Raw genomic sequence first — 24,093 nt, forward strand, 5'->3', positions numbered from 1 at the left:
CTCAGGCTCCTTCCTGGGCCCACTGCACGAGCCCCTGGTACGGGAAGAACCGCTCCGCCACCGCGTCGGCGGACGCCATGCAGGCCTGCTGGAGGTCGCGCAGCAGGACGGGCAGCTGCTCCTCCAGGGACGCGGTGTCCAGGTATTCGAGGCGGGTGCGGGCCCGGCCGATCGGGGAGCGGGCCGGGTCCTGGCGCGGCCGGCCGAGCGCGGCCAGGCACTCCTCCGCCGTGGTCAGCGCGTGCAGCGCCGAGCGCGGGAAGTCCCGGTCCAGCAGCAGGAACTCGGCCACTCGCGGGGTGTCCCCGAAGCCGGTGTGCACGCGTGCGTACGCCTCGTCGGCGCCGCTGGCGCTGAGCAGCGTCGGCCAGTCCGGCGCATGCGCCGCGTCGAGCACCCGTACCGACAGCAGCCGTACGGTCATGTCCACCCGCTCCAGGCTCCGCCCGAGGACGACGAACCGCCAGCTGTCGTCCCGGCTCATGGTCGAGTCGGCCAGCCCGAAGAAGAGCGCGGCCCGGCTGCGGACCAGCTCCAGGTAGGCGTAGGGGCCGGTGCGGCGGGCCGCGCGGCGCCGGTCGCCGAGCGCGTGCCAGGTGGAGTTGAGGCACTCCCACATCTCCGAGGAGATGGCCTCACGGGCACTGCGCGCGTTCAGCCGGGCGGCGCCGAGCGCGCCCTCGATGGAGCAGGTGGAGCGGGCGTCGAAGGCGAGCTGGTCCAGGACCTGCTGCATGTCGACCCGTTCCGCGCCGGCGTCCACGCCGAGGATCGCGTACAGCGACCGGCAGGCGGCGTCCTCGTCGCGCCAGGGGTCCTCCAGCATCCGGTGCAGGTAGGCGTCGAGGATCCGGCCGGTGGCGTCGGCCCGTTCGACGTACCGCCCGGTCCAGGTCAGCGACTCGGCGATACGGGAGAGGATCACGTCGTTCATTGCTGCTGCGCTCCTTCCGGTACGACCGCACGGGTGCCGTCGGGGCCGAGGCGGCGCGGGGCGACGGCGGGGATCGGGCCCGCCCCTGCCGGCTCGGGTCGCTCCGCCGGGCCCTCGGCGAGCACCCAGGTGTCCTTGGAGCCGCCGCCCTGGCTGGAATTGACGATCAGGTTGCCCTCCTGGAGGGCGACCCGGGTGAGGCCGCCGGGCAGTACCCAGATGCCGTCGCCGTCGTTCACGGCGAACGGCCGCAGGTCAATGTGGCGCGGTGCCATCCGTTCACCCGAGAGGGTGGGGGAGGTGGAGAGGGCGACCGGGCGTTGTGCGATGAAGCCGCGCGGGTCGGCGGCGACGGCTTTGCGAGTGCGTTCCAGGGTCTCCCGGTCGGCCTTCGGGCCGATCACGATGCCCTGCCCGCCGGCGCCGTCGACCGGCTTGACGACCAGCTGGTCGAGCTGGTCGAGGACGGCCTCCAACTGTCCTGGTTCGTCCGGTCGGTAGGACTCCACGTTGGGGAGGACCGGTTCCTCGCCGAGGTAGTAGCGGATCAGGTCCGGGACGTAGGTGTACAGGAGTTTGTCGTCCGCGATGCCGTTGCCCACGGCGTTCGCGAGTGTGACGTTTCCCGCGATGGCGGCGCTCAGGATGCCGGGGCAGCCGATCACCGAGTCGGGGCGGAAGTGGAGCGGGTCCAGGAAGTCGTCGTCGAGGCGCCGGTACACGACGTGCACGGGCACCTCGCCGCGGGTCGTCCGCATCCACACCCGGTTGCTCCGGCACACCAGGTCGTGCCCCTCCACCAGCTGCACGCCCATCAGCCGGGCCAGCAGGGCGTGTTCGAAGTAGGCCGCGTTGCTGGGCCCGGGGGTGAGGACGACGACCCGGGGATCGCTCGCCGCCCCGCCCGGCGCGGCGGCCCGGAGGGCGGCGAGCAGCCGCCCCGCGTACCCGTCCACCGGGAGCACGTGCTGCTCGGCGAAGAGGGACGGGAAGATCCGGGTCATCGCCCGCCGGTTCTCGATGACGTACGACACCCCGCTCGGCACCCGCACGTTGTCCTCGAGGACGCGGAAAGCCCCCGCCTCGTCCCGGACCAGGTCGATTCCGGCCACGTGGATGCGCACCCCGCCCGGCGGCTCCACCGCGTGCGCCGCCCGGTGGAAGTGCGGCGAGCCCAGCAGCAGCCGCCAGGGCACCACCCCGTCCTCGAAGGCCCGGGCGTGTCCGTAGGCGTCGGCCAGATAGGCCTCCAGCGCCCGGACCCGCTGGGCCACGCCTCTTCGTACGAGATCCCACTCCAGGGCGTCGAGGATCCTCGGCACCAGGTCGAGCGGCCAGGGCCGTTCCTCACCCGCGAAGGCGTAGGTCACCCCCCGGTCGGTGAAGGCCCGGGCCATCTGGTCGGCCCGGAACCGCAGTTCACTCGGTTCGATCGGCTGGAGCGCCGCCAGTACCGGCTCATAGGCGGTCCTGACCTCACCCGGCCGCACAAACATCTCGTCCCACGCGTCGGCCAACGCGTACGCGTCAAATATGTCCGCCATGAAGGGACGTTAGAGCGGGCACGTAACGCGGCGATCACTGGCGGATTTCGGGGATTCGCCGGGACCGCCGCGTCACGCGTCCGCGAGCGACCCTCCCTGCAACGCACCTCCCCCGTGGGTGCGTTGCACAGGGCCCCGGCCCGATCGGGGGAGGATGGCCCGGGGCCCCGCCGGGTGTCCGGCGACACCCGTGGGAAGCGGCTCCCACGATGCCGCCCGCACCCCCCTGCCACCACCGTCATCTTGTTGCAACGTGACCGGCGGAGGCGGTGCGATATCCGGTCGCATCCGGGCATTACGACGCCCCGGGCGAGGGGAGCCGTGTTGCGGACCCGGTCCGGACCGCTCATAGTTGCGCTGCGGAAGAGGCAGCAAACCGGGGGTGAAACGGTCGATGGCCGGGCACGGGACGGAGGAGCATCCACACGGTGCCGACCGGCTGTGCGCCGTCGGGGACCGTGTGTACTCCCGCGCCGTGCGCCGGGGCCGGGTGCCGCGTACGGACGCCGACACGGTGCCCTGCCTGCTTGAGCTGGCGCTGCTGCACCCCGACCCCGACGACATGGACTGGCTGGTGCCGACCGCCCCGCAGGAGGTCATGACCCGGCTGCTGCGCGGGGTGTACGACGAGGTGACGGACAGCCAGCGGCGGGTGGGGTCGGCGGTCGAGGCGTTCGAGTGGTACGCCGGTCTGGGACGGCAGTTGCAGGCGGTGTCGGCCTCCGCGGAGGGCACGGCCGCCATCCGGGTGCTCGACGGGCTGGCCCGGATCCAGGCGGCCATGGACGAGGCGACGGAGGCCTGTACGCAGGAGGTGCTGACGGTGCAGCCGGGCGGTATCCGACGTGAGTCGGAGCTGACCGAGGGGCTGCACCGGGCCGTCGCCCTGCGCGGGCGGGGCGTGCGGATGCGCGACCTGTACACGCACGTCGCCCGGCACGGCCAGGGCCTGCTCAACTACCTGGAGCTGATGGGCGACGCGGTCGAGGCCCGCACGCTCGACGAGGTCATCGACCGCCTCATCCTCTTCGACCGCACCGTGGCGTTCATCCCCGCGAACTCCGACCGCACGATGGCCCTGGAGCTGCGCCACCCCGCCCTCGTCGAGTACCTCGTCACGGTCTTCGAACGCCTCTGGCGTCTCGCGATCCCGCTCACCGCCCCGCTCCCCGACACCGGCATCGAGGGCATCTCGCACCGCGAGCAGTCCATCGCGGCGCTGCTCGCGGAGGGCCACCAGGACGCGGTCATCGCCGAACGCCTCGGCATCAGCGTGCGCACCTGCCGGGCCCACATCGCCCGCCTCTCCGAGACCCTCGGCGCGGCCAGCCGTACCCAACTGGGCGTGCGCATAGCGCAGGTGGGACTGGACCGGCCGCCGGGCGGCACGAGCGCGGCTTCCGACGCGGCCTCGGACGCGGTCAGTCTTCCTGATCAAGGATCCCCGAGTGTGAGATGAGGTAGCCGAGCTGGGCGCGGCTCTCGCTGCCCAGGGTGGCGGCCAGTTTGGCGATGTGGACGCGGGCCGTGCGGATGTTCATGCCGAGGCGTTCGGCGACCACGGCGTCCGTGTGCCCCTCCACGAGGAGGGCGGCGATGGCCTGCTGACGGGGGGTGATGCCGTTGACGGTGGGGCGGTGCTCGAGGACCGGGTAGAGGGGGCTGGCCAGGCGCCACAGGCGGTCGAAGATGGTGACGAAGTACTTGATCAGCGCGGGGTGCCGGGCTTCGAGGGCGAGGGCGCCGTCGCCGTCGGCCGGGAGGAAGGCGACCTCGCGGTCGATCACGATCAGCCGGTCGGGCAGTTCGTCGAGGCCGCGCACCTCGATGTCGCCGCGCAGCTGCTCGAAGCCGCCGTACACGGCCGGGACATGGCGCAGGGTGTGCTGGTAGAGGGCGCGGATGCGGGCGCCGCGGTCGAGGATCGCCTGGTCGCGCTCGCGGGCGGCCGCGACGGCGGCGCGGGCGCGGGGGCCGGTCAGCCCGGCGTGCGACTGGATGCAGAGCACCTCACGGCCCGCCTCGGCCATGGCGTCGGTGATGGCCTGGTTGATGGGGTTGGTGCCGCTGTGCAGGCGGAGCGTGGGGGTCTCGCCGTCCGGGCCCGGTTCGCCGGCCCGCAGCAGCGGTTCGAACTGCGCCAGCAGCCGTTCCTCGCGCCGCCGTTCGTCGGCGATCCGGGCGGCGGAGGAGCGCAGCAGCCGGTGCAGGGCCGCGGCGGGGGCCACCGGCTCCAGCCGGCCCAGGTCGTCGAGGGCCGGGTGGAGCAGGCCGAAGTCGGTGAGGCAGGGGGCCTCGGCGGTGTCCTCCGCGCTGATGTGCCCGGTGCGCAGGGCGCGTTCGTACAGCTTCGCGCCGGCCGGGCACAGCTCCTCGACGCCGTGCTCGCAGTGGGTCACGGTCGGCCCTCGCGGTCCTTGAGGATCCCCGAGCGTCCGATGAGGTAGCCGAGCTGGGCGCGGCTCTCGCTGCCCAGGGTGGCGGCGAGCTTGGCGATGTGGACGCGGGCGGTGCGGATGTTCATGCCGAGGCGGGCGGCGATGACGGCGTCGGTGTGGCCCTCGACGAGGAGGGCGGCGATGGCCTGCTGGCGGGGGGTGATGCCGTTGACGGAGGGGCGGTGCTCGGCTTTGGGGAACATCGGGGTGGCCAGGTGCCAGAGGCGGTCGAAGGCGGTGGCCAAGTAACCGATGAGTGCGGGGTGGCGGACTTCGAGGGCGATGCGGCCGTCGTCGTCGGCGGGGAGGAAGGCGACGGTGCGGTCCATGACGATCAGCCGGTCGGGCACCTCGTCGAGGCCGCGGGCCACGGTGTCGCCCTGCAGGGATTCGGCGTAGGCGTAGACCGCCTGCACGTGGAACAGGGTGTGCTGGTAGAGCGTGCGGAACCGGCCGCCGCGGTCGAGGAACGCCTTGTCGCGTTCGTAGGCGACGGATCCCGCGGCGGTGCCGCGCTCGCCGACCATGCCGGCGTGCGGCTGGATGCAGAGGATCTCCTCGCGGGCCTGTGCCATCGCCTCGCCGATGGCCTGGTTGATCCGCCGGGTGCCGCTGAGCAGCCGCAGGGCCGGGGAGGACGGCACCGTGCCGGTGTCCGGTGCGAGGTGCATCAGCGGTGCGAAGAGCTCGGCCAGCCGCTCCTGCCGCCGCCACTCGTCGGCGATGCCGACCCGGGCACCGCGCAGCAGCCGGTCGAGGGCGACGGCCGGGGCCACGGGCTCCAGCCGGCCGGGGTCGCCCGGCGCCGGGCGCAGCAGGCCGAGGGCGAGGAGGCAGGGCACCCCCGTGGCGTCCTGGGCGGAGACGTGCCCGTGGCCGAGGGCACGCTCGTAGAGTTCCGCGCCCGCGGCGCACAGGTCCTCGACGCCGTGCTCGGCATGCGGGTCGGGGGTCACGGCCGGGCGGCCTCCTCGGGAGGCGTCTCGTCCAGGATTCCGGACTGGGCGATCAGGTAGCCGAGCTGGGCGCGGCTGCCGCTGCCCAGGAGCTGGGCCAGTTTGGCGATGTGGGCCCGGCAGGTGCGGACGTTCATGCCCAGGCGCCGGGCTATGGCCTCGTCGACATGGCCCTCGATGAGGAGCTTGGCGATGGAGTGCTGGATCTCGGTGATGCCGTCGGGGGCGGTCTCGTAGGGCGCGCCGGCGCTCAGCGGGACCGCGCGGGTCCACATGAACTCGAAGACCTTGATCAGGTAGCGGACGAGTCCCGGGTGACGGAGTTCGAGGGCGATCTCCCCGTCGTCGCGGGTCGGGATGAAGGCCACGGTCTCGTCGCAGATGATCAGCCGCTCGACGAGTTCGTCGATCGTCCGGTACTCCACCTTGCCGTCGGTGAACTGGGCGACGTAGGCGAGCGTCTCGGGACTGTAGCGGGCCGGATGCTGGTAGAGGGTGCGGATGCGACAGCCGCGTTCGATCAGCGGCCGGTCGCGTTCCAGGGCCTTGGTGAGGGTGTGTTCCAGTCGCCGGCGGCTGGGCTGGACGGTGAGCATCTCGGTCTGGCACTGAGCGGTGGCCAGGTCGAGGGCCGCGTTGATCCGGTCCAGTCCCTCCAGCACCGTGATGGAGTGCGTGGTCGTCGTGGACTGGGCGCTGAGAGTCATGAACGGCTCGAAAGCGTCGGCGAGTTCGATCGACATCCGCCTGCGTTGGGTGATCTCGTTCTCGATCGGGTTCAGCCGCTGGGCGAGGGCGATCGAAGGGGGGACCGGGCGCAGCCAGTTCGGGTCGTCCGGATCGGCATGAAGGAGGGCGAACTCCATCAGACATGGCGCCGGTTCCACATCCGCACGGGCGACGCGTCCCGTCCGGAGAGCGTTCCCGTAGAGACGGCGCCCGTCCTCGCACAGGTCGGTCAGCCCGTGGGGATGTGTCCGCTTAGTCTCATTTATTGTCAAATCTCCACCCCCCAGGGTCCTGAACGTGCAGGAACATGATGCATCGATTGTGTGGCCACGACGTGCCGGAATGGGCCATCGTCGTATTCGGACGGGGGAGAGGTGACCTTCAAATGAGGACGAAGCCGACTATGCATAAGAGAATGCTTCGCTCGGCGCTTGTCGCCGCCTTCTCCGCCGTTGTGGCCTTCGGAGCGCTGGGCGGCCTCTCGGCGACGAAGAGTGACATCGCGGGGGACAGCAGCTGGAGCACCACCGCCGCCGTTCCCGGTGACAGCAGTTGGGTGATCGTGGCGTCCGACGTTCCCGGGGACAGTTCCTGGGTCGCCCCGGCCGACGACAGCAGCTGGGCCGTCTCGTCATGACCACCCCACCCGACGACCGCTCCTTCCGCCGCGAAATGGCCACGGCCTACCGCTCGGGCTGGCACTTCATCGACCTTGTCACCGCGATCCCCCACTCCGGTGACTCGCTGATGGTGACCGTCTTCGGTGAGCCGGTCGTCGTCACGCGCGACGAGGATGAGGACGTACGGGCGTACCGGTGCCTGCGCAAGCCCCGGGGTGCGCCGCAGCCCGTGCGGTGCGCGATCCGGTACGGAATGATCTTTGTGAATCTGGACCAACGGGACCACCGGCTGGCTGAGCCGGACGTCCCGGACGTGAGGACCATCTCGGCCACCCCCCGCAGTGCCTGACGCGATTCCCCCGTCGTAAAAGATCGCTCAGGTGCTTCCCCCCGCAGCGGCGTCACCGTGACCTGAACACGGTGACGCCGCTGCAGTTTTGGGGGATATTTCGATGTTTCGGCCGGTTTCGGTCCTGCCTCACGGTGGCTGAAACCGATCGCCAGAACCGGTCGGCCGCCCCGCCCCTGTCCGGCCCTCAGCCGCGCCCCAGTGCCCGCTCCACCGCGATCTCGATCACCACCCTCGACGGATTCTCGCCGGGCGTCCTCCCGTACCGCTCGGCGTACCGGCGCTCCGCCTCCGTGATCCTCGCCGACTCGGTCCGGACGGACGCCCGGCCCTCCAGCGTCGCCCACCGCCGCCCCGCCACCTGGCACACCGCCACCCGCGCCCCGTCCGGTCCCGCGGCCAGTACGTGGGACACCTTCACGCTCGCCCTGTTCGTGATCACCCGGGCGAGGCCCGCCTCCGGGTCGTAGGTCACCCCGACCGGCACGACGTGCGGGCTGCCGTCGGGCCGCAGGGTCGTGAGGGTGCACAGGTGGCGTTCCAGCCAGAAGCGCAGGTACGCCTCGTCCGGTGCGGCAGGGTTCACGCGGTAGGTACTCATGGCTCGGAAGGTAGTCCCGGGAAGGGCTCCCGCTTGCACCTTGAGTGGAATAGACTCAACTTTGTGTACGTTGGCTGAGTCAGCCGTACGACGCCGAGGAGGAGAACGCGAACGTGGACGCCGAGCTGACCAACAGGAGCCGGGACGCGATCAACGCGGCCAGCAGCCGGGCCGTGACCGAGGGGCACGCGGACCTCACCCCTGCCCACCTGCTGCTGGCTCTGCTGGCCGGGCAGGACAACGAGAACATCACCGACCTGCTCGCGGCGGTCGACGCCGACCAGGCCGCCGTGCGCCAGGGCGCCGAGCGCGTGCTGGCCGCGCTGCCCAGCGTGACCGGTTCCACGGTCGCGCCCCCGCAGCCCAACCGCGACCTGCTCGCGGTCATCGCCGACGCCGGCGAACGCGCCGGCGACCTCGGCGATGACTACCTCTCCACCGAGCACCTGCTCATCGGCATCGCCGCGAAGGGTGGCGCGGCCGGCGAGGTGCTCGACCGGCAGGGCGCCAGTGCGAAGAAGCTGGCGGAGGCCTTCCGGAAGGCGCGCGGCGGGCGCCGGGTGACCACCGCCGACCCCGAGGGCCAGTACAAGGCGCTGGAGAAGTTCGGCACCGACTTCACGGCCGCCGCCCGGGACGGCAAGCTCGACCCCGTCATCGGCCGCGACCAGGAGATCCGCCGGGTCGTGCAGGTGCTGTCCCGCCGGACCAAGAACAACCCGGTCCTGATCGGCGAGCCCGGCGTCGGCAAGACCGCCGTCGTCGAGGGGCTCGCCCAGCGGATCGTGAAGGGCGACGTCCCCGAGTCGCTGAAGGACAAGCGGCTGGTGGCGCTGGACCTCGGCGCGATGGTCGCGGGTGCGAAGTACCGCGGCGAGTTCGAGGAGCGGCTGAAGACCGTCCTCGCCGAGATCAAGGACTCCGACGGGCAGATCATCACCTTCATCGACGAGCTGCACACGGTCGTCGGCGCGGGCGCCGGCGGCGACTCCGCGATGGACGCAGGGAACATGCTGAAGCCGATGCTGGCCCGCGGCGAACTGCGCATGGTCGGCGCCACCACCCTCGACGAGTACCGCGAACGCATCGAGAAGGACCCGGCGCTCGAGCGCCGCTTCCAGCAAGTACTGGTGGCGGAGCCCACGGTGGAGGACACCATCGCCATCCTCCGTGGCCTGAAGGGCCGTTACGAGGCCCACCACAAGGTCCAGATCGCGGACTCGGCACTGGTCGCCTCCGCGACCCTCTCCGACCGCTACATCACCTCCCGCTTCCTGCCCGACAAGGCCATCGACCTCGTCGACGAGGCCGCCTCCCGGCTCCGCATGGAGATCGACTCCTCGCCCGTCGAGATCGACGAACTCCAGCGCTCCGTCGACCGGTTGAAGATGGAGGAGCTGGCGCTGGAGAAGGAGACCGACCCGGCCTCCCGGGAGCGCCTGGAGAAGCTGCGCCGCGACCTGGCCGACAAGGAGGAGGACCTGCGCGGCCTCAACGCCCGCTGGGAGCGCGAGAAGCAGTCCCTGAACCGGGTCGGCGAGCTGAAGGAGAAGCTCGACGCCCTGCGCGGCACCGCCGAACGCGCCCAGCGTGACGGCGACTTCGACACCGCCTCCAAGCTGCTGTACGGCGAGATCCCGCAGCTGGAGAAGGAGCTGGAGGCCGCGTCCGAGGCCGAGGAGGAGACCTCCCGGGACACCATGGTCAAGGACGAGGTGGGCTCCGACGACATCGCCGACGTCGTGGCCGCCTGGACCGGCATCCCGGCCGGCCGTCTGCTGGAGGGCGAGACCCAGAAGCTGCTCCGCATGGAGGACGAGCTGGGCCGCCGCCTGATCGGCCAGACCGAGGCCGTACGCGCGGTCTCCGACGCCGTCCGCCGCTCCCGCGCGGGCATCGCCGACCCCGACCGCCCCACCGGCTCCTTCCTCTTCCTCGGCCCGACCGGCGTCGGCAAGACCGAACTCGCCAAGGCCCTCGCCGACTTCCTCTTCGACGACGAGCGGGCGATGGTCCGCATCGACATGTCGGAGTACGGCGAGAAGCACAGCGTGGCCCGGCTGGTCGGCGCCCCGCCCGGCTACGTCGGCTACGAGGAGGGCGGCCAGCTCACGGAGGCGGTCCGCCGCAGGCCCTACACCGTGGTCCTCCTGGACGAGGTGGAGAAGGCCCACCCCGAGGTCTTCGACATCCTCCTCCAGGTGCTCGACGACGGCCGCCTCACCGACGGTCAGGGCCGCACGGTCGACTTCCGCAACACCATCCTGGTGCTGACGTCCAACCTGGGCAGCCAGTACCTGGTCGACCCGGTCCTCGGCGAGGAGGAGAAGAAGCGGCAGGTCCTGGAGACGGTCCGGCAGTCCTTCAAGCCGGAGTTCCTGAACCGCCTCGACGACCTGGTGGTCTTCTCCGCCCTGGCCAAGGACGAACTGGCCCGGATCGCCAGGCTCCAGATCGACCGGCTGGCCCAGCGCCTCGCCGACCGCCGGCTCGCCCTGGAGATCACCCCCGAGGCCCTGGCCTGGCTCGCCGAGGAGGGCAACGACCCCGCCTACGGCGCCCGCCCGCTGCGCCGCCTGGTCCAGACCGCCATCGGCGACCGGCTGGCCAAGGAGATCCTGGCCGGCGAGGTCAAGGACGGCGACACGATCCGCGTGGACGCCTTCGGGGAGGGGCTGATCGTGGGGCCGGCGACGGCGGAGGAGGCCGTGGAAAGCCCCGGTCAGGAGTCCGGAAAAACGCTCTGAGCGGAATTCCGCCAACGCGAGATGAACCCGCCGGGGCGGGGGTTGCCACCCCCCTCCCCGGATGGGGGAGGATGACGGAATCCGCATGAAGGGAAAAACACGGTGACCATCGACCCGTCCTCGATTCCGAACTTCGGGGGCCAGCCCGAGCCGCAGCCCCAAGGACCGGCGGGCCCCGTCGTCCCGGATCAGGATCTTGTGAAGCAGCTCCTCGACCAGATGGAGCTCAAGTACGTCGTCGACGACGAGGGCGACCTCGCGGCGCCGTGGGAGCAGTTCCGTACGTACTTCATGTTCCGCGGCGAGGACGAGCAGGCCGTCTTCTCGGTGCGGACGTTCTACGACCGCCCCCACAAGATTGACGAGAAGCCGCAGCTCCTCGAGTCCATCGACGACTGGAACCGGCGGACCCTGTGGCCCAAGGTCTACACCCACACCCACGACGACGGCACCGTCCGTCTCATCGGTGAGGCCCAGATGCTGATCGGCACGGGTGTCGACATCAACCACTTCGTCTCGTCCACGGTCAGCTGGGTGCGGGCCGCGATCGAGTTCGACAAGTGGCTCGTCGAGCAGCTCGGCCTGGAGGAGGCCGTCAACGAGGCCGACGAGCCGGAAGACGGCGACGAGTAAGCAGCAGACCTACAGCGGTGTGTGCGCGTACACGACGAGGTACGTGCCGTAGCCGAACGAGAGCCCGGCCAGGGCCGTGACCACCACCGTCGCGTGCCAGGGCCGGGCTCTCGCTGTGCGGACCAGCGCCCGGGCCAGCGGGAGGAGCAGCGGGAAGGCCGGGAGCAGGAAGCGCGGCTTCGACTCGAAGAAGCCCGAGCCGCCGAGCGCGATCAGCAGGAGCACGGCGGTGTAGGCGAGCAGCGGGAACGGGGCGCGGTCCAGTGCCAGCAGGGCGAACAGGACCACCGCCGCCGCCACGATCACCAGCGCCATCGGGAAGACGAACCGGTCACCGCGCAGCAGCAGCGTGCGGACGAACGCCAGCGAGCCCCGGCCGAAGTCGAAGCGCGAACCCCACAGCCGCTGTACGCCGAAGTAGCCGCCCAGCGCGTCGCCGGTGCGGCGGCCGACCCACAGGACGTACGCCGTCCAGCCCAGCGGGGCGAGCGCCGCGCCCGTCCACAGCCTGTGGGTAACCCGGCCGCGGGCGCGGTGCAGCTCGCGGCCGGCGGCCAGCAGGACGGCCACCGCGACCGCGAAGCCGTTCGGCCGGGCCAGACCGGCCAGGGCGGCCAGGGTGCCCGCCCACAGCCAGTTCCCGGCCAGCACGGCGTACAGCGACCAGGCGGCGAAGGCGGTCAGGACCGGTTCCGTGTACGCCATGGACAGCACCACGGAGTGCGGAAGCAGCCCCCAGAGCAGCACCAGGGCGGTGCCCACCGCGCGGCCGTGCAGCCGGGCGCCCACCGCGTAGATCCCGCCCGCGGCGACGGCGGCGGCCGTCCACGACACCAGCAGCCCCGCGCCGGCCCCGCTGAGCGGGGTCACGGCCGTCAGGGTCCGGATGAGCGCCGGGTAGAGCGGGAAGAACGCCAGGTCGCTGTGGACGATGCCGGGACCGAAGTACAGGGTGCGGCCGTAGCCGTGCGCCGCGATCCCCAGGTACCAGGCCGCGTCCCACGACCTCCCGAGCAGCGTCAGCGGATGCCGGCCGCCCGCCCAGGCGGCCAGCGCCAGCACGGCCATGCCGGTGAGCCGGGCCGCCGCGAACAGCCCCACGGCGACCCCGCCGGCGGTGACGACGGACAGCCGGGCGCGGGGCTGCTGCGCGACGGGCGGGGCGAGGGCGGTGGTGCTGGCGTGGCTCACATTCGCACAGTGCCGGGCGATCGGGGCGCGTGCGAGAAATGTACGCCCGATGGGGGAAGCGCCCTGGAGAGGCACGAGCCGCTGCGCCCCCTGGGGTGAGCCGCGAAAGGACCGTGCCCCGCCAGGATCGACCTGGCGGGGCACGGGCGGGTACGTGAGGTCAGTCGTCCTCGTCCTCGTCGGCCTCGAAACGCGGCAGGACGTCGGTGTCCATGCCGTATGTGCCGAAGAGGTCGACCAGGGCCCTGGTCATGGCGTCCAGGCCGGCTTCGCGGACGATCACGAGGTCGGGGATCTGGAGATACAGGCCGTCGGCGCACTCGCCGGTGGTGGACCAGCGGTCCATCACCTCGGCGATCTTCCGAGGAGTCATGAAGCTGGCGGTCCACCCCTTGCCGTCACGGGCGCGGATGACCGCGTCGACGTCCTCGACGGTGTCGGCGTCGTCCTCCAGGCCGAGTACGTACGTGACGGAGAAGTCGGCCGTCTCCACGGTCACGAGCGGCTCATGAGCCATAGATCTTCAGCAACTCCTTGATGACGTTCGGCTCGTTCGGCTTGTCGGACTTGCCGATGATCTCGAAGCCGCCTTCGACCTCGCGGAAGAAGAGCCGTGCGCCCTTGTCGCTCCGAAGGTACCGGATGCCGTGCGAGAGGGCCTTGGAGCCCCTGCCCGGCTGGTCGTTGCCGTCCATCAGCTTGTTGATCAGCTGGTTCATCTCGCGCTGCACGTCCTCGTTCTTCGTGGACTTCTCGGCGAGCTTGGCGAGCCTGCTGTTCTTGCCGAGCGCCGAGGTCACGCAGATCTTCGGCTTGCCGGCGGCGGCCAGTGCCGCGGTCTTCGTGGTGGCCGCGTGGAACGCGGCCGGCCGGGCGGCGGCGGTGCCTGCCGCGAGGAGGCACGATACGGCGCTCTGGCCCTTCTTGACCCGGTCCAGGACCGTACGGAGCCGGTCCAGGGTGTCCTTGGCCTTGTCCAGTTTCTCCCAGAAGGAGTAGATGCCGTTGCTGACCCGGTAGATCGCCTTGCCCACGGCCGGAACCTTGGTGACGGCCGCGCCCACGAGGATGACGTTGACCAGCGTCCACAGGCAGCCCTCGACGTCGCCCTGGGTGAAGCACTTCTTGGCGTCCGTGTAGCCCAGCTCGTCGAGGAGGATCTGGCCGCCGTTGTCGACCACCCAGTCCATGACGTCCATGGCCAGCAGCTGCCTGGCCGCTCGGAAGTCGTCCACGCAGGACTGGCCGCACTGGGCGAGGAGCAGCGCCTCCTCGCTCTGGGAGAGGTCCGCTCCCGTGTCGGGCTTGGGGCCCTCCAGCGCGGCCTTGCGGGCTTCCTCCTGCTCCTTGAGGAACTCCTGCTCGGCGCGGTCGGCCGCCCCGTCGGCCGCCTTCGCGTCCTCGCCTGCGTTGGCCGCGGACTTCTCCGCGGCGTCGGCGTCCTTCTCCGCCCGGGTGGCCGCCGAGTCCGCGGCGCCGGAGTCGCGGGTGGCGGCGTCGGCGGAGGCGCGGGCGTTCGTGGCGCTCCTCTCGGCCTCGGTGGCCTCGTTGTCCGCCGCGGCGGCCTCGCTGGAGGCGTCGCGAGCGGCGCTGTCGGCGTAGAACCAGTCGGTGCCCGCCTGTGCGACGTACTCGCTGGTCCTGGCGTCGGCCTTCTTCGCCGCCTCGGCGGCCTTGGCCGCCTCCGCTGCCGAGGCCCGGGCCTCGGCCACGGACTTGAGCGCGGCCGCCGCGTCGGCCGCCGCTGCCGCTGCCGCCTGCGCGGCGAGCTTGGCGTCGCCGGCGGCCTTGTCGGCCAGCGCCTTGGCGTCGGCGGCGGCCTTGGCCGCTTCCTTGGCCTTGGCGGCGGCCGCGGCTGCCTGCTGCTCGGACAGCGACATGGAGGTCTGGCCGATCAGCACGGCGAAGGCGGCCGCGGTGTCCGACTCCCGGTACGGGGTGCCCGCCGCGATGGCGGTGTTGGCGGGCTTGATCACCTCGGTCGCCGAGTCACGGGCCGCGGCGGCCGCCTGGCCGGCCGCGTACGCGTGTCCGGCGGCCTCCGCCGCCCAGGCCCTGGTCTTGGCGGCCTCGTCGCGGGCCGCCTGGGCCTCCTGGCTCGCCTTGAGAGAGGCGGCCTGGGCCTTCTTGGCCTCCTTCTCGGCCTCGGCGGCGTTCGCCGCCGCGGCTTCGGAGGCGTCGATGGCCTCGGCTGCCGCGGCGTGCGCGACCGCGCCCGCGGCGACGGCCGTCTGGTAGGCCGACCACGCCTTGTCGGCGGCCGCGCGGGAGCGCTGCGCGGCGGCATCGGACCGGGTGGCGGCGGCGCGGGCGTTCTGCGCCGCGGTGCTCGCCTCGCCGGCGGCGGCGTGCGCCCGGCCGGCCGCGCCGGCCGCGTCGTCGGCGGCGGTTCGGGCGGCGGTGGCCGCCTCCCGGGTCTCGCCGGCGGCGCTGGTGCCGACGGCCGCGGCGGCGGCCGACTCCAGGGCGGCGGCCCGGGCGGCGGTGGCCTTCTTGGTGCGCTCCGCCTCCTCGGCCTTCTCCCGTGCGGCGGAGGCCTGGCCCTCGGCCAGGAGTGCCGTGGTGAGCTGCTCGTCGGCCGTCCTCGCGGCGTCCTCCGCCCGGTTACGGGCGGCGCCGGCCGTCTCGCGCTCGTCGGCCGCCCGCTGCTCGGCCGCCTTCGCCTTGGCCCGTTCGTCGGCCGCGTTCCGGCGCTCCGTCGCGGCGAGGCCCTTCTCCTGCTCGGCCTTGGCCCGCTGTGCCTTGGCGGTCTCTGCGGCGGCGCGGGCCGTCTCCTGTGCCCGCTCGGCGGTGGCCTGCGCGTTCTTCGCCTTGGTGGCGTTGGCGGCGGCCTCCTTGGCCAGCGCGTCCGCGGACGCGGCTGCCGCCTTCGCCTGCGCCGCCGCCTCCTGCGCGGCGATCCGCCGGAACTCCGTGTTGACGGCGTGGGCCTGGCTCTGCGACAGCGCGAACAGCGCCTTGCTGTCGGCCACCGTCGCCTTGGCGGCGTTCACCGCGGTCTGCGTGGCCTTCGCCGCCGCCTGGGCCGCCGCGTACGAGGCCTTGGCGACCTGCACCGACTGCTGCGCGTACAACAGCCCGCGACCGCGTGGTGTCCTGGCCGCGTCGGCGATGACGTACGCGTCGTTCTGCGCGGTGGCGGCCTGCTCCGCGGCCGTCTTGGCGGCAGTCACCGCCTTGTTGGCCAGCGCCAGTTGATCGGCGGCCTTCTTCTGGGCGGTGGCCAGGTCCGCCTTGGCCTGGGTGAAGACCGCGGGCTTGGGCCGGTGGATGTCGTCCTTGGGCTGGGCGGCCCAGTACTTCTGCCAGAGGAGGATCTGCTCGGCCAGCCATGCCTGCCCGATGGACTCGATCATCGTCTCGGTGGCCTTGCGGGCCTCCGCGGACGCGTTCGCCTCCGCGGTCATGATGGTGGCACGGGGCTTGGCCTGGGCGGCGTACTCCTGCTCCCACTCCTGGTCGGCCGTCGCGACCACGGGGGTGAGGATCCGCCGGGCGTCGACGGGGTTGAAGCTGTCGCAGTCGCCCCAGGCGACCTTGAGGGCCTCCACCTCCATGCGGTACTCGGCGGAGCCCTCCTCCAGCGGCTTGGTGACGAAGCCACCGTGGCGCAGGAAGGAGGCGACGTCGCTCGCGGTGGTCGAGTTGTAGGGCCCCTTGACGTCGCCGTCCCGGAACATGGAGCCGGCCGCGAAATCGTTCCAGCTGTCCTGGCCCTCGATCGCGGCGGCGATCTTCTTCGCCTGCTCGACCGAGGCCGGCGTGGGTACGCTCCGGCCGTCCTGCCCCAGCCGGCCGTACAGGTCCTGCTGCGGGCCGAGGGTGAACGCCACGACGTCGGTGTCGAACTCGGGGGCGTGGTAGCTGGTGCCCGAGTCCCACCCGGTCTGGGCGTAGATCTTGTTCGCGCCTTCCCAGCGCTCCTTGCGGGCCCTGGACTGGTTCAGGTACTCGGTGACGCCGTCCTTGTCCTTGGACAGGGCGTCACCGAGGGGGCCCAGGCCCCAGAGAACGCCGTCGAGAGCGGTGGCGAGATCGGCATCGGTGCCGTTCAGCGCCTTCGCGGCCGCCGACTTCAGGGCGGGGCCGCCGATGTGCAGGGCCACGCCGGCCGTGCACCGGTTGACACGGGGCTGTTCGCCGAGGCTGATCCGGAACCGGCCGGTGTCCGGATCCTGCGGCGGCGGATCGTCGGCCCGGGCGGGCGCCGCGTACACCAGTCCCGTCAGTACCGCGGAAGCCGCCACCAGTGCGGTGCCCGCCATCCCCCTTGAGCGCAAGGCTCTTCGCATGTTGTCGCCTGTCTTCTGGACGATTGGTTCGGCCCAGGAAGAGAGCAGGCGGGCATGGCTGTGCGACAGCCTTGGTCGGATTGCGGACACAGCCTCGTCGAGAGAAGCGGTCAGCTGGTCGAGTATCGCGTGTACTGGTCAGGCACACGTCCCCCGCGCCCTCTCCCTCAGGGCCTCACAGAAGGTACACAGGAAACAGGAGTTCGGTAAAGAGTTTCCCATCCCCGGCTCTGCTGAAGTAAAGCCGGGGGTGTGCCACGCGCGGCGCCACGGCGGCTGGGCGAGCCGGCGCAGCCGCTCCGCCGCCTCCTTGGGAACCTCCGCCCGCTTGCAGAACGCAAAGCGGACGAATGGCGCCCCCGCCTCCCGGTGGTCGTAGAAGACCGCGTTCGGGCGGCTGTCCGTGCTGATGAAGTACGTGCCGGCGGTGTCGTGGACCTCGAAGCCCGCCTCCGCCGGCCCCGCCGCGAGGGTGTCCCGCTTGGTCTGCATGTCCCGGCGGAACGCCTCGAAGTACGCGTCGGGACGTGCGAGGGCCTCCGCGACCGCGCACTGGAAGGGGCCCGAGGCGACGTACGTCAGGAACTGCTTCGCCGACCGCACCGCCGTGACCGGCTCCGGCGTCGACGTCACCCGGGCCACGCCTCCTTCGTGCCCCCATTCACGCGTGGCGCACCGGGCCCACGAGGGTCAGCCGTCGCCGGCCGAGGCGCGGGCCGAGAAGTCCGCCGCTCTCCGCCGTACGACTGAACGCGCCGTGCGGATGGGACGGGACCGGCGGATCGCCGCGGTTCACCGGTCAGCTCTCGTAGTGGTAGCGGCACTGTGCGATCAGGACGGCGTCTCCGGTGGCCTTGTAGATCAGTCTGTGCTCGTCGTTGATGCGGCGCGACCAGTAGCCCTGGAATCCGTGCTTGAGCGGTTCCGGTTTGCCGATCCCCTCGTTGCCGTTCCGGGCGATGTCCGCGATGAGCGTGTTGATGCGCTTCAGGATCTTCCGGTCCTGAAGCTGCCACCACAGGTAGTCCTCCCAGGCGCGGGAGGAGAAGGTGATCTTCAACTCGGGGCCGTCATCCGTCGGTCGCCAGCTCGCGTACGGTGCCGCCGCCGTTCTCCAGCTCGTCGATGGAGGCGAGCAGGCGCCGGGCGTTCGCCGGGCTTCGCAGCAGGTACGCGGTCTCCTTCAGGGACTCGTAGTCCTCAAGGGAGACGATGACGACCGGCTCATGTCCGGCCCGGGTGATGACGACCTCCTCGCGGTCGTCGGTGACGGAGTTGAGCACCTCGGCGTACCGCGCGCGGGACTCGGAATACGTCATGGTCTTCACGATCAACCCTCCTTCGACGTACAAGAAATTGTACGTCTCGCTCTGTGGTGCGGCAAGCGCCGGTACCACGGCCGGGAGCATGCGGCCTCCGGTGCGGACGTTCCGGGCGGGTGGGGCGGGGCGGGCGACGGGGAATGCGAGCCGGACGCAGGGGGCGCCCGCTGCGGAAGGGGGCATTTTGTCCGGCGTGCGGCGACGGCATCGACGTCACCGACAACGGCAGGTGCGCCGAGAAGGGGCCTGGGGGGCCGACGCGGTGGCCGTCGCGAAGACGATCAGGATCTCGTCCTACCGTGCCTCAGAGAAACCTGTGGCCACTGTTATCCTCAACTCGCCGCGCGTGGGGGGGAAGTTCGGGGGGCGGATATGTCGCGGCAGTATCAACACACGCCTTCCCGACCGCCGACCTCCGTCACGCCTCTTTACGCCGGAAGCCCTCAGGAGGCGACGATGGCTCGTCGTACCACCGCCCGCGGCGTCGTCGCCGCGCTGGCAGTCCTCACCGTTGTCGCCGGTCCCGGTCCGCTCGTCGGCACGGCCGATGCGGGCGACGGCACCGGGAGCACCCCACTCGCGACCGAGAAGGTCTTCCAGGCCGACCGTTACCAGCCCCGCGCCGACCGGCTCTACAGCGCCGGTGCCGACGGCTACCTGCACGCCCAGGAGGGGCGCTCCGGCTATCTGTGGACGTCGTACGCCACCGGGGCGACGACCGAACTGGGCGAACTGTCGCGACTCGAACTCGCCGGCTACCTGGGCTCGTCGTCCGACATCGTGACCGATGTCGTCTCGCCCACCCAGAAGGTCGTCCTCCGTGACCTCTCCGCCGCCACCAGCGCCGACGTCACCCTCACCCACGGCACATACGTGGCCACCTACGGCGCCCATGTGCTGACCCAGGCCCAGGACACGGACGGCAGCCGCAGGCTGTGGCTCTACGGCGACGGCGCCCCCGCCGACGGCACCCTCGTCGACGGGTGGCCGGCCGGGATCACGTCGAACTTCCGGGTGCTGGGCGGCGACAGCGGCACCGCCGTCGTCGGCTACGGGCTGGGAGGCGTGCAGCATCTGGCGCTGGTGGACCTGGCTGCGGCGAAGGTCACCGGCGACGTGACCCTGTCCGCCGCTCCGGCAGGCGTCGCGCTGAGCGCGGACCGGTTGGTCTGGTACCCGTCCGGTACCACGCCGACGGCACACGTCCTGGACCGCGGTGACCTCACCTCCCCCTGGACGACGGTGACTCTGCCCGGCACCGAGGGCACCCCGTCGGTCGGCATCACCGGGGGCTGGCTGGTGGTGGCCCGTACCGTGCCGTCGGACCCCTCCAATCTGGCCGACGAGTCCGGCGAGCAGCTCATGGCCGTCCCCGTCACGGGCGGCGCCCCGGTCACGCTGCTCCGGCACGCGAACAGCTCCGTCGTACCCGCCCCCGACGGCAGCCTGCTGGTCGTCGGCGGCACCGACGCCGGGCACTGGGCGGTACGCCGGGTCACCGGCACAGGCGCGGACATCCCGGTACCGGCCGAACTGACCGCCGTACCGCCGATGGCGGCGAAGATCACGCGGTTGTCGCTGGAGAACGGCACCCTGGCCACCGACGAGGCCGACAGCAGCTTCATGGGCGCGTACTACACCCGGCCGGTCGCCGCGGACGGAACACCCGGTACCCGGACCTGGCGGAAGTGGGACGGCCTCGGTTCGGGGCCGTACGCCACCGGGGACGGCCGCGCTGTGACGTTCACCGCCGACTCGGACCCGGTCGGCTCGTACGTCCAGTCCGTCGACAGCGACGACCAGGCCGGCTTCTTCTACCTGCCGTCGGCCTCCGGCACCGTCCTCGACGTCACCGGCCGCTACGCGGTCGTCAACGGTTCCTCCCCCAGCAAGCAGTACGTCGGCGACCTCGGTGTCTACACCGACCTGCAGCCCGTCCTCACCCGCTCCGTCACAGCCGCCTCCGTCTGGGGGACCAGCCTGTGGACGCCGGGTTCCGGCAACGGTGTCGTCACCGCCAGGAACCTGAAGACCGGCGCGACCGCCACCACCGTCAGCACCGGCGCGCCGTGCGTCCCCAAGGAGCTCCAGGTGGTGGGCCGCTGGATCTACTGGTCCTGCGGGACGGGCGGGACGGCCGGCGTCTGGGACCGTACGGCGAAGAAGAACATCCCCGTCCCCTCCGGCCAGGTCCAACTCGGCGACGGATACCTCGTCCGGCAGGACACGACGACCGGGACGCTCCTCCTCACCGACTTCGCCGACGGCACCGCGGCCACCCGTGAGATAGCCGACCTCCCGGCGGCCACGTCCGGCGGCCGCGGGACGACCTGGACCGTGGACAAGTTCGGCGGGCCCGTCGCCTACGTCGACGCGGACCACCGGATCCACCTGGTGCCCAGCGGGGTCGCCACCCAGCCGCTCTCCGCCGTCGAGTCCGAGACGACCGGCAACGCCGGAGAGAGCAGCGCGGCCGGCGCCCCGTGGTGGCAGTGGCGCGGACTCCTCTCCAAGCCCGCCGCCTCCTGGACGGCCACCCTCACCAGCAAGGCCACCGGTGCCGTCGTCCGCACCCTGTCCGGCGGGGCGGTGCAGGGCGACCTGACCGTCCGGTGGGACATCCGCGACGCCAGGGGCGCGTTCGTCCCCAACGGCACCTACGCCCTCACGGTGACGATCCCGCCCGCCGACGGCTCGGGACGCGCGCTGACCGTGTCGCAGACGGTGAAGGTGTCCGACGGAGCCGCCGTACGCCACGACTTCACCGGCGGCGGTTCCTGGGCGCCCGACGGAACCGGCGACGTCCTGACCCTCAACTCCTCCGGCACCATCAGCTACCGGCCGGGCACCGGCACGGGCACCCTGGGCAAGGCCATGTCCGCCTCCGGCTGGCCCACCTCCGTGAAGCTCGTCCCGTTCGGCGACCTCGACGGCGACCGGCGCAACGACATCCTCGTCCGGTTCAGCAGCGGCGAACTGCGGGTGTACCGGACCATGCTCGGTCAGGCGTTCCTCACCAGCACCCCGCACACCTCGCTGGGCAAGGGCTGGAACCAGTACGACGTCCTGACCTCGCCCGGCGACATCAGCGGCGACGGCCGTCCCGACCTCATCGCCCGCAACTCCGCCACCGGCGCGGTCTACCTCTACAAGGGGACGAGCACCGGAAAGCTCTCCGCGCGCGTGAAGCTCTACGCCGACTGGAAGACGTACAAGAAGATCGTGGGCGTCGGCGACCTCAACGGCGACGGCATCGGCGACCTGGTCGCCCAGGACAAGTCCAACAACCTGTACCGCTGTCTCGGCACGGGCAAGGGCACCTTCTCCGCACGCGTGAAGCTGTACTCCGCCTGGGGCGGCTCGTACGACACCGTCATCGGCGTCGGCGACCTCACCGGCGACGGCAAGGCCGACCTCCTGTCCCGCGACACCTCCGGCAACCTGTGGCGCAACAACGGCAACGGCAAGGGGGCGTTCGGCGCCCGCACGAAGATCGCCACCGGGTGGCGGGGGTACAAGGGGATCTTCTGAGCGGTGACGAAAACGCGCCACGGGGCTGGTCGGCCTCGAACCCGGCTGCCGGCAGGTCGTTGCCGAGCAGGTCGCGCTTGCGGCGGAGGCCGGCGCCGACGTACGTCAGGTACTGCTCCGCCGTCGGGACGGCGGAGCCGAGCGGGCCGTTGGCCGTGACCCAGCCGGAACCGTGTTCACGCACCCGCTCGCGTGCCGCGCGGCAGGCCCAGCCGAGGGAGGCCGGCGAGGTCGGTGGACCGGCAGTCGCTCCACCCGGTCGTGCAGCTCCGCGTCAGCAGTCGTGCTCGTCCGTCCACCGCGCCGCTCCATGGCCTGCGTCATCTACGCGCTGCGGCGTGAGTCAGGCCGGGACCCCTGCTGGTACGGCTGTCGGCCGTTACCCGGCCAGCGTCTTGAGCCGGGTGGCGGCCTCCTCCAGCACCTCCGTGCGCTTGCAGAAGGCGAACCGTACGAATGGCGCACCCTGCTCGCGGTGGTCGTAGAAGACCGCGTTGGGGATCGCGACCACCCCGCAGCGCTCCGGCAGTGCACGGCAGAAGGTGAAACCGTCGCTCTCACCGAGGGGCCGGATGTCGGTGGTGATGAAGTACGTACCCGCCGGGCGGAAGACCTTGAAGCCCGCCCGCTCCAGGCCGCCCGCGAGCAGGTCCCGCTTGGCCAGCATGTCCGCGCGGAAGTCCGCGAAGTATGAGTCGGGCAGGCGCAGGGCCTCGGCCACGGCGTACTGGAAGGGCCCGGAGGCGACGTACGTCAGGAACTGCTTGGCCGAGCGGACCGCGGCCACCAGATTCGGGGTGGCCGTAACCCAGCCGACCTTCCAGCCGGTGAAGGAGAAGGTCTTGCCGGCCGAGCCGATGGTGACCGTGCGTCCGCGCATGCCGGGGAGGGTGGCGAGGGGCACGTGTTCCGCCGCGTCGTAGACCAGGTGCTCGTACACCTCGTCGGTCACCACCAGCAGGTCCCGCTCCACCGCCAGCTCCGCGATCGCGGTGAGCTCGGCGCGGGTGAGGACCGTGCCGGTCGGGTTGTGCGGAGTGTTGACCAGCAGGAGGCGGGTGCGTGGGGTCACGGCGGCGCGCAGCTCGTCGAGATCGAGGCGGAAGGCGCCGGCGTCGGGGCGCAGGGTGACCGGGACCCGGGTGCCGCCCGCCATCGCGATGCTCGCCGCGTAGGAGTCGTAGTACGGCTCCAGGGCGACCACCTCGTCCCCTGGCTCCACCAGCGCGAGCAGGGCGGCGGCGATCGCCTCCGTGGCGCCCGCCGTCACCAGCACCTCGGCGTCCGGGTCGTACGACAGCCCGTACCGGCGCTGCTGGTGTGCCGCGATCGCGGTGCGCAGCTCGGGGACGCCCGGCCCCGGCGGGTACTGGTTGCCGTGCCCCTCGCGCAGGGCGCGCACGGCGGCCTCCCTGACCTCCTCGGGACCGTCGGTGTCCGGGAAGCCCTGCCCCAGGTTGATGGAGCCGGTGCGCAGGGCGAGGGCGGACATCTCGGCGAAGATCGTGGTGCCGAACTCGGCCAGCCGGCGGTTCAGGAGCGGGCGTGCGCTGGAGGTCATGCAAGTCATCCTGCGCCCAAGCTCTGGAGTTCCTCAACTCTGCTTTGGCTGGTGAGGCGGCCGGGCATCCCCCGGGCACGCCGCGTTCTCGCGGCGGCCGGGGCGCCCACGGGGGGTCGCCTTCGGGGGAACGGAAAGAAGGTGACGCCATGGGCACCGTCTTCATCGTGGTGGTGGCCGCGGTCATCTGCCTCGCGATCGTCGCGTCGGCGGTCCGCAGGGGCGCACGGGGCAAGGGGGCGTACCGCGGGGGCGGGTCCTCCTCCTACGACAGCTCCGGCAGCTGGTGGGCCGGGGACTCGGGGTCGTCGTCCTCGCACGGGGGTCATCACGGGGGGCACCACGGCGGTGGCCACTCCTGCGGTGGCGGGCACTCCTCGTGCGGCGGCGGGTCCTCCTGCGGCGGTGGCTCGTCGTGCGGCGGTGGGGGCTGCGGCGGGGGCAACTGAGCGGCCGCGCAGGCGGCGGGGGACCGGGGCGTCCGGGCGGAGAGCGGGGGAGCTCTCGCCGGGCGCCCCGGCGTACGCCAGGAGCGGTGGGGCGCACCACGTGGTTGAACAGTTGAGCTGTGGAGCCCCCTGAGGGATGGAAACCCCACGAAGTTGGGTAAAAACGCTGTGGCGGCGCCACAGTTCATGATTCCCT

At 71.8% G+C, this 24,093-nt stretch carries 19 protein-coding genes and 1 pseudogene; 7 read left to right on the plus strand and 13 right to left on the minus strand.

What is annotated here, in order from left to right; genetic code table 11:
• Position 1 precedes the first annotated feature (1 nt).
• Both ACZ4UV_RS27860 and ACZ4UV_RS27865 read right to left on the minus strand, forming a co-directional pair.
• Positions 2-934, minus strand: a complete 933-nt coding sequence (locus ACZ4UV_RS27860; protein ID WP_390048684.1) for an alpha-E domain-containing protein — start codon at positions 932-934, stop codon at positions 2-4.
• On the minus strand, positions 931-2,478 hold the full coding sequence (locus ACZ4UV_RS27865; protein WP_451020391.1) for a circularly permuted type 2 ATP-grasp protein: 1,548 nt from the start codon (positions 2,476-2,478) through the stop codon (positions 931-933). The genes ACZ4UV_RS27860 and ACZ4UV_RS27865 overlap by 4 nt, the downstream gene beginning before the upstream one ends.
• Before the next feature lie 394 nt (positions 2,479-2,872).
• Between ACZ4UV_RS27865 and ACZ4UV_RS27870 the strand changes: the two genes are divergently transcribed.
• Positions 2,873-3,937 (plus strand): helix-turn-helix transcriptional regulator, encoded by a 1,065-nt coding sequence (locus ACZ4UV_RS27870; protein WP_451020392.1) that lies wholly within the window; start codon positions 2,873-2,875, stop codon positions 3,935-3,937.
• Here the strand turns inward: ACZ4UV_RS27870 and ACZ4UV_RS27875 are convergent.
• Genes ACZ4UV_RS27875 through ACZ4UV_RS27885 form a run of 3 tightly spaced genes read right to left on the minus strand, consistent with a single transcriptional unit; the run spans position 3,900 to position 6,834 of the window.
• Positions 3,900-4,877 carry a helix-turn-helix transcriptional regulator gene (locus tag ACZ4UV_RS27875; protein ID WP_451020393.1) on the minus strand — a complete coding sequence of 326 codons (978 nt, stop codon included), beginning with the start codon at positions 4,875-4,877 and terminating at the stop codon, positions 3,900-3,902. The genes ACZ4UV_RS27870 and ACZ4UV_RS27875 overlap by 38 nt on opposite strands.
• On the minus strand, positions 4,874-5,872 hold the full coding sequence (locus tag ACZ4UV_RS27880; RefSeq protein WP_451020394.1) for a helix-turn-helix transcriptional regulator: 999 nt from the start codon (positions 5,870-5,872) through the stop codon (positions 4,874-4,876). The genes ACZ4UV_RS27875 and ACZ4UV_RS27880 overlap by 4 nt, the downstream gene beginning before the upstream one ends.
• Positions 5,869-6,834, minus strand: coding sequence for a helix-turn-helix transcriptional regulator (locus tag ACZ4UV_RS27885; protein WP_390048779.1), 966 nt, complete (start codon positions 6,832-6,834; stop codon positions 5,869-5,871). Before ACZ4UV_RS27885 ends, ACZ4UV_RS27880 begins: the two co-directional genes overlap by 4 nt.
• A gap of 182 nt (positions 6,835-7,016) precedes the next feature.
• Between ACZ4UV_RS27885 and ACZ4UV_RS27890 the strand changes: the two genes are divergently transcribed.
• Together ACZ4UV_RS27890 and ACZ4UV_RS27895 are read left to right on the plus strand one after the other, a co-directional pair.
• Complete coding sequence (locus ACZ4UV_RS27890) at positions 7,017-7,238, plus strand: hypothetical protein (RefSeq protein WP_451020395.1); 222 nt, start codon at positions 7,017-7,019, stop codon at positions 7,236-7,238.
• Positions 7,235-7,570, plus strand: coding sequence for a Rieske (2Fe-2S) protein (locus ACZ4UV_RS27895; protein WP_089100103.1), 336 nt, complete (start codon positions 7,235-7,237; stop codon positions 7,568-7,570). The genes ACZ4UV_RS27890 and ACZ4UV_RS27895 overlap by 4 nt, the downstream gene beginning before the upstream one ends.
• A gap of 187 nt (positions 7,571-7,757) precedes the next feature.
• Here the strand turns inward: ACZ4UV_RS27895 and ACZ4UV_RS27900 are convergent, their stop codons facing one another.
• Positions 7,758-8,171 (minus strand): pyridoxamine 5'-phosphate oxidase family protein, encoded by a 414-nt coding sequence (locus ACZ4UV_RS27900; RefSeq protein WP_451020396.1) that lies wholly within the window; start codon positions 8,169-8,171, stop codon positions 7,758-7,760.
• A 113-nt stretch (positions 8,172-8,284) separates the two neighbouring features.
• On the opposite strand from ACZ4UV_RS27900, the gene clpB reads away from it, so the two are divergent.
• Together clpB and ACZ4UV_RS27910 are read left to right on the plus strand one after the other, a co-directional pair.
• Positions 8,285-10,918 carry an ATP-dependent chaperone ClpB gene (gene clpB, locus ACZ4UV_RS27905; protein WP_451020397.1) on the plus strand — a complete coding sequence of 878 codons (2,634 nt, stop codon included), beginning with the start codon at positions 8,285-8,287 and terminating at the stop codon, positions 10,916-10,918.
• 102 nt (positions 10,919-11,020) lie between these two features.
• Entirely contained in the window at positions 11,021-11,551 is a 531-nt protein-coding gene (locus ACZ4UV_RS27910) for a type III secretion system chaperone family protein (protein ID WP_351486951.1), read from the plus strand.
• A gap of 9 nt (positions 11,552-11,560) precedes the next feature.
• On the opposite strand, the gene ACZ4UV_RS27915 is transcribed toward ACZ4UV_RS27910, so the two are convergent.
• The 6 genes and pseudogenes from ACZ4UV_RS27915 to ACZ4UV_RS27940 form a co-directional block, all read right to left on the minus strand.
• The gene (locus ACZ4UV_RS27915) at positions 11,561-12,742 is read right to left on the minus strand and encodes a hypothetical protein (protein ID WP_467841504.1); all 1,182 of its coding nucleotides are present in this window, start codon (positions 12,740-12,742) and stop codon (positions 11,561-11,563) included.
• A 160-nt stretch (positions 12,743-12,902) separates the two neighbouring features.
• On the minus strand, positions 12,903-13,259 hold the full coding sequence (locus tag ACZ4UV_RS27920; RefSeq protein WP_390048666.1) for a hypothetical protein: 357 nt from the start codon (positions 13,257-13,259) through the stop codon (positions 12,903-12,905).
• The gene (locus tag ACZ4UV_RS27925; protein WP_467841507.1) at positions 13,249-17,007 is read right to left on the minus strand and encodes a hypothetical protein; all 3,759 of its coding nucleotides are present in this window, start codon (positions 17,005-17,007) and stop codon (positions 13,249-13,251) included. The genes ACZ4UV_RS27920 and ACZ4UV_RS27925 overlap by 11 nt, the downstream gene beginning before the upstream one ends.
• Before the next feature lie 306 nt (positions 17,008-17,313).
• Positions 17,314-17,676: pseudogene (locus ACZ4UV_RS27930) on the minus strand (aminotransferase); the annotation flags it as partial.
• Between the two features lie 157 nt (positions 17,677-17,833).
• The gene (locus ACZ4UV_RS27935; protein WP_451022142.1) at positions 17,834-18,094 is read right to left on the minus strand and encodes a Txe/YoeB family addiction module toxin; all 261 of its coding nucleotides are present in this window, start codon (positions 18,092-18,094) and stop codon (positions 17,834-17,836) included.
• A 10-nt stretch (positions 18,095-18,104) separates the two neighbouring features.
• Positions 18,105-18,362, minus strand: coding sequence for a type II toxin-antitoxin system Phd/YefM family antitoxin (locus tag ACZ4UV_RS27940; protein WP_189263334.1), 258 nt, complete (start codon positions 18,360-18,362; stop codon positions 18,105-18,107).
• Between the two features lie 450 nt (positions 18,363-18,812).
• On the opposite strand from ACZ4UV_RS27940, the gene ACZ4UV_RS27945 reads away from it, so the two are divergent.
• Positions 18,813-21,887, plus strand: a complete 3,075-nt coding sequence (locus ACZ4UV_RS27945) for an FG-GAP-like repeat-containing protein (protein WP_467841512.1) — start codon at positions 18,813-18,815, stop codon at positions 21,885-21,887.
• Between the two features lie 379 nt (positions 21,888-22,266).
• On the opposite strand, the gene ACZ4UV_RS27950 is transcribed toward ACZ4UV_RS27945, so the two are convergent.
• Positions 22,267-23,457 carry a pyridoxal phosphate-dependent aminotransferase gene (locus ACZ4UV_RS27950; protein WP_451022144.1) on the minus strand — a complete coding sequence of 397 codons (1,191 nt, stop codon included), beginning with the start codon at positions 23,455-23,457 and terminating at the stop codon, positions 22,267-22,269.
• Positions 23,458-23,597: 140 nt separating this feature from the next.
• Between ACZ4UV_RS27950 and ACZ4UV_RS27955 the strand changes: the two genes are divergently transcribed.
• Positions 23,598-23,897 (plus strand): hypothetical protein, encoded by a 300-nt coding sequence (locus tag ACZ4UV_RS27955; protein ID WP_351486957.1) that lies wholly within the window; start codon positions 23,598-23,600, stop codon positions 23,895-23,897.
• Positions 23,898-24,093: the final 196 nt, after the last annotated feature.

The sequence above is a fragment of the Streptomyces sp. NPDC028289 genome, from assembly GCF_055565975.1.

Coding starts and splice junctions, on each gene's coding strand:
- ACZ4UV_RS27860 (WP_390048684.1), bottom strand. CDS start 934: ATGAACGACGTGATCCTCTCCCGTATCGCCGAGTCGCTGACCTGGACC.
- ACZ4UV_RS27865 (WP_451020391.1), bottom strand. CDS start 2,478: ATGGCGGACATATTTGACGCGTACGCGTTGGCCGACGCGTGGGACGAG.
- ACZ4UV_RS27870 (WP_451020392.1), top strand. CDS start 2,873: ATGGCCGGGCACGGGACGGAGGAGCATCCACACGGTGCCGACCGGCTG.
- ACZ4UV_RS27890 (WP_451020395.1), top strand. CDS start 7,017: ATGCTTCGCTCGGCGCTTGTCGCCGCCTTCTCCGCCGTTGTGGCCTTC.
- ACZ4UV_RS27895 (WP_089100103.1), top strand. CDS start 7,235: ATGACCACCCCACCCGACGACCGCTCCTTCCGCCGCGAAATGGCCACG.
- ACZ4UV_RS27900 (WP_451020396.1), bottom strand. CDS start 8,171: ATGAGTACCTACCGCGTGAACCCTGCCGCACCGGACGAGGCGTACCTG.
- ACZ4UV_RS27920 (WP_390048666.1), bottom strand. CDS start 13,259: ATGGCTCATGAGCCGCTCGTGACCGTGGAGACGGCCGACTTCTCCGTC.
- ACZ4UV_RS27925 (WP_467841507.1), bottom strand. CDS start 17,007: ATGGCGGGCACCGCACTGGTGGCGGCTTCCGCGGTACTGACGGGACTG.
- ACZ4UV_RS27945 (WP_467841512.1), top strand. CDS start 18,813: ATGGCTCGTCGTACCACCGCCCGCGGCGTCGTCGCCGCGCTGGCAGTC.
- ACZ4UV_RS27950 (WP_451022144.1), bottom strand. CDS start 23,457: ATGACTTGCATGACCTCCAGCGCACGCCCGCTCCTGAACCGCCGGCTG.
- ACZ4UV_RS27955 (WP_351486957.1), top strand. CDS start 23,598: ATGGGCACCGTCTTCATCGTGGTGGTGGCCGCGGTCATCTGCCTCGCG.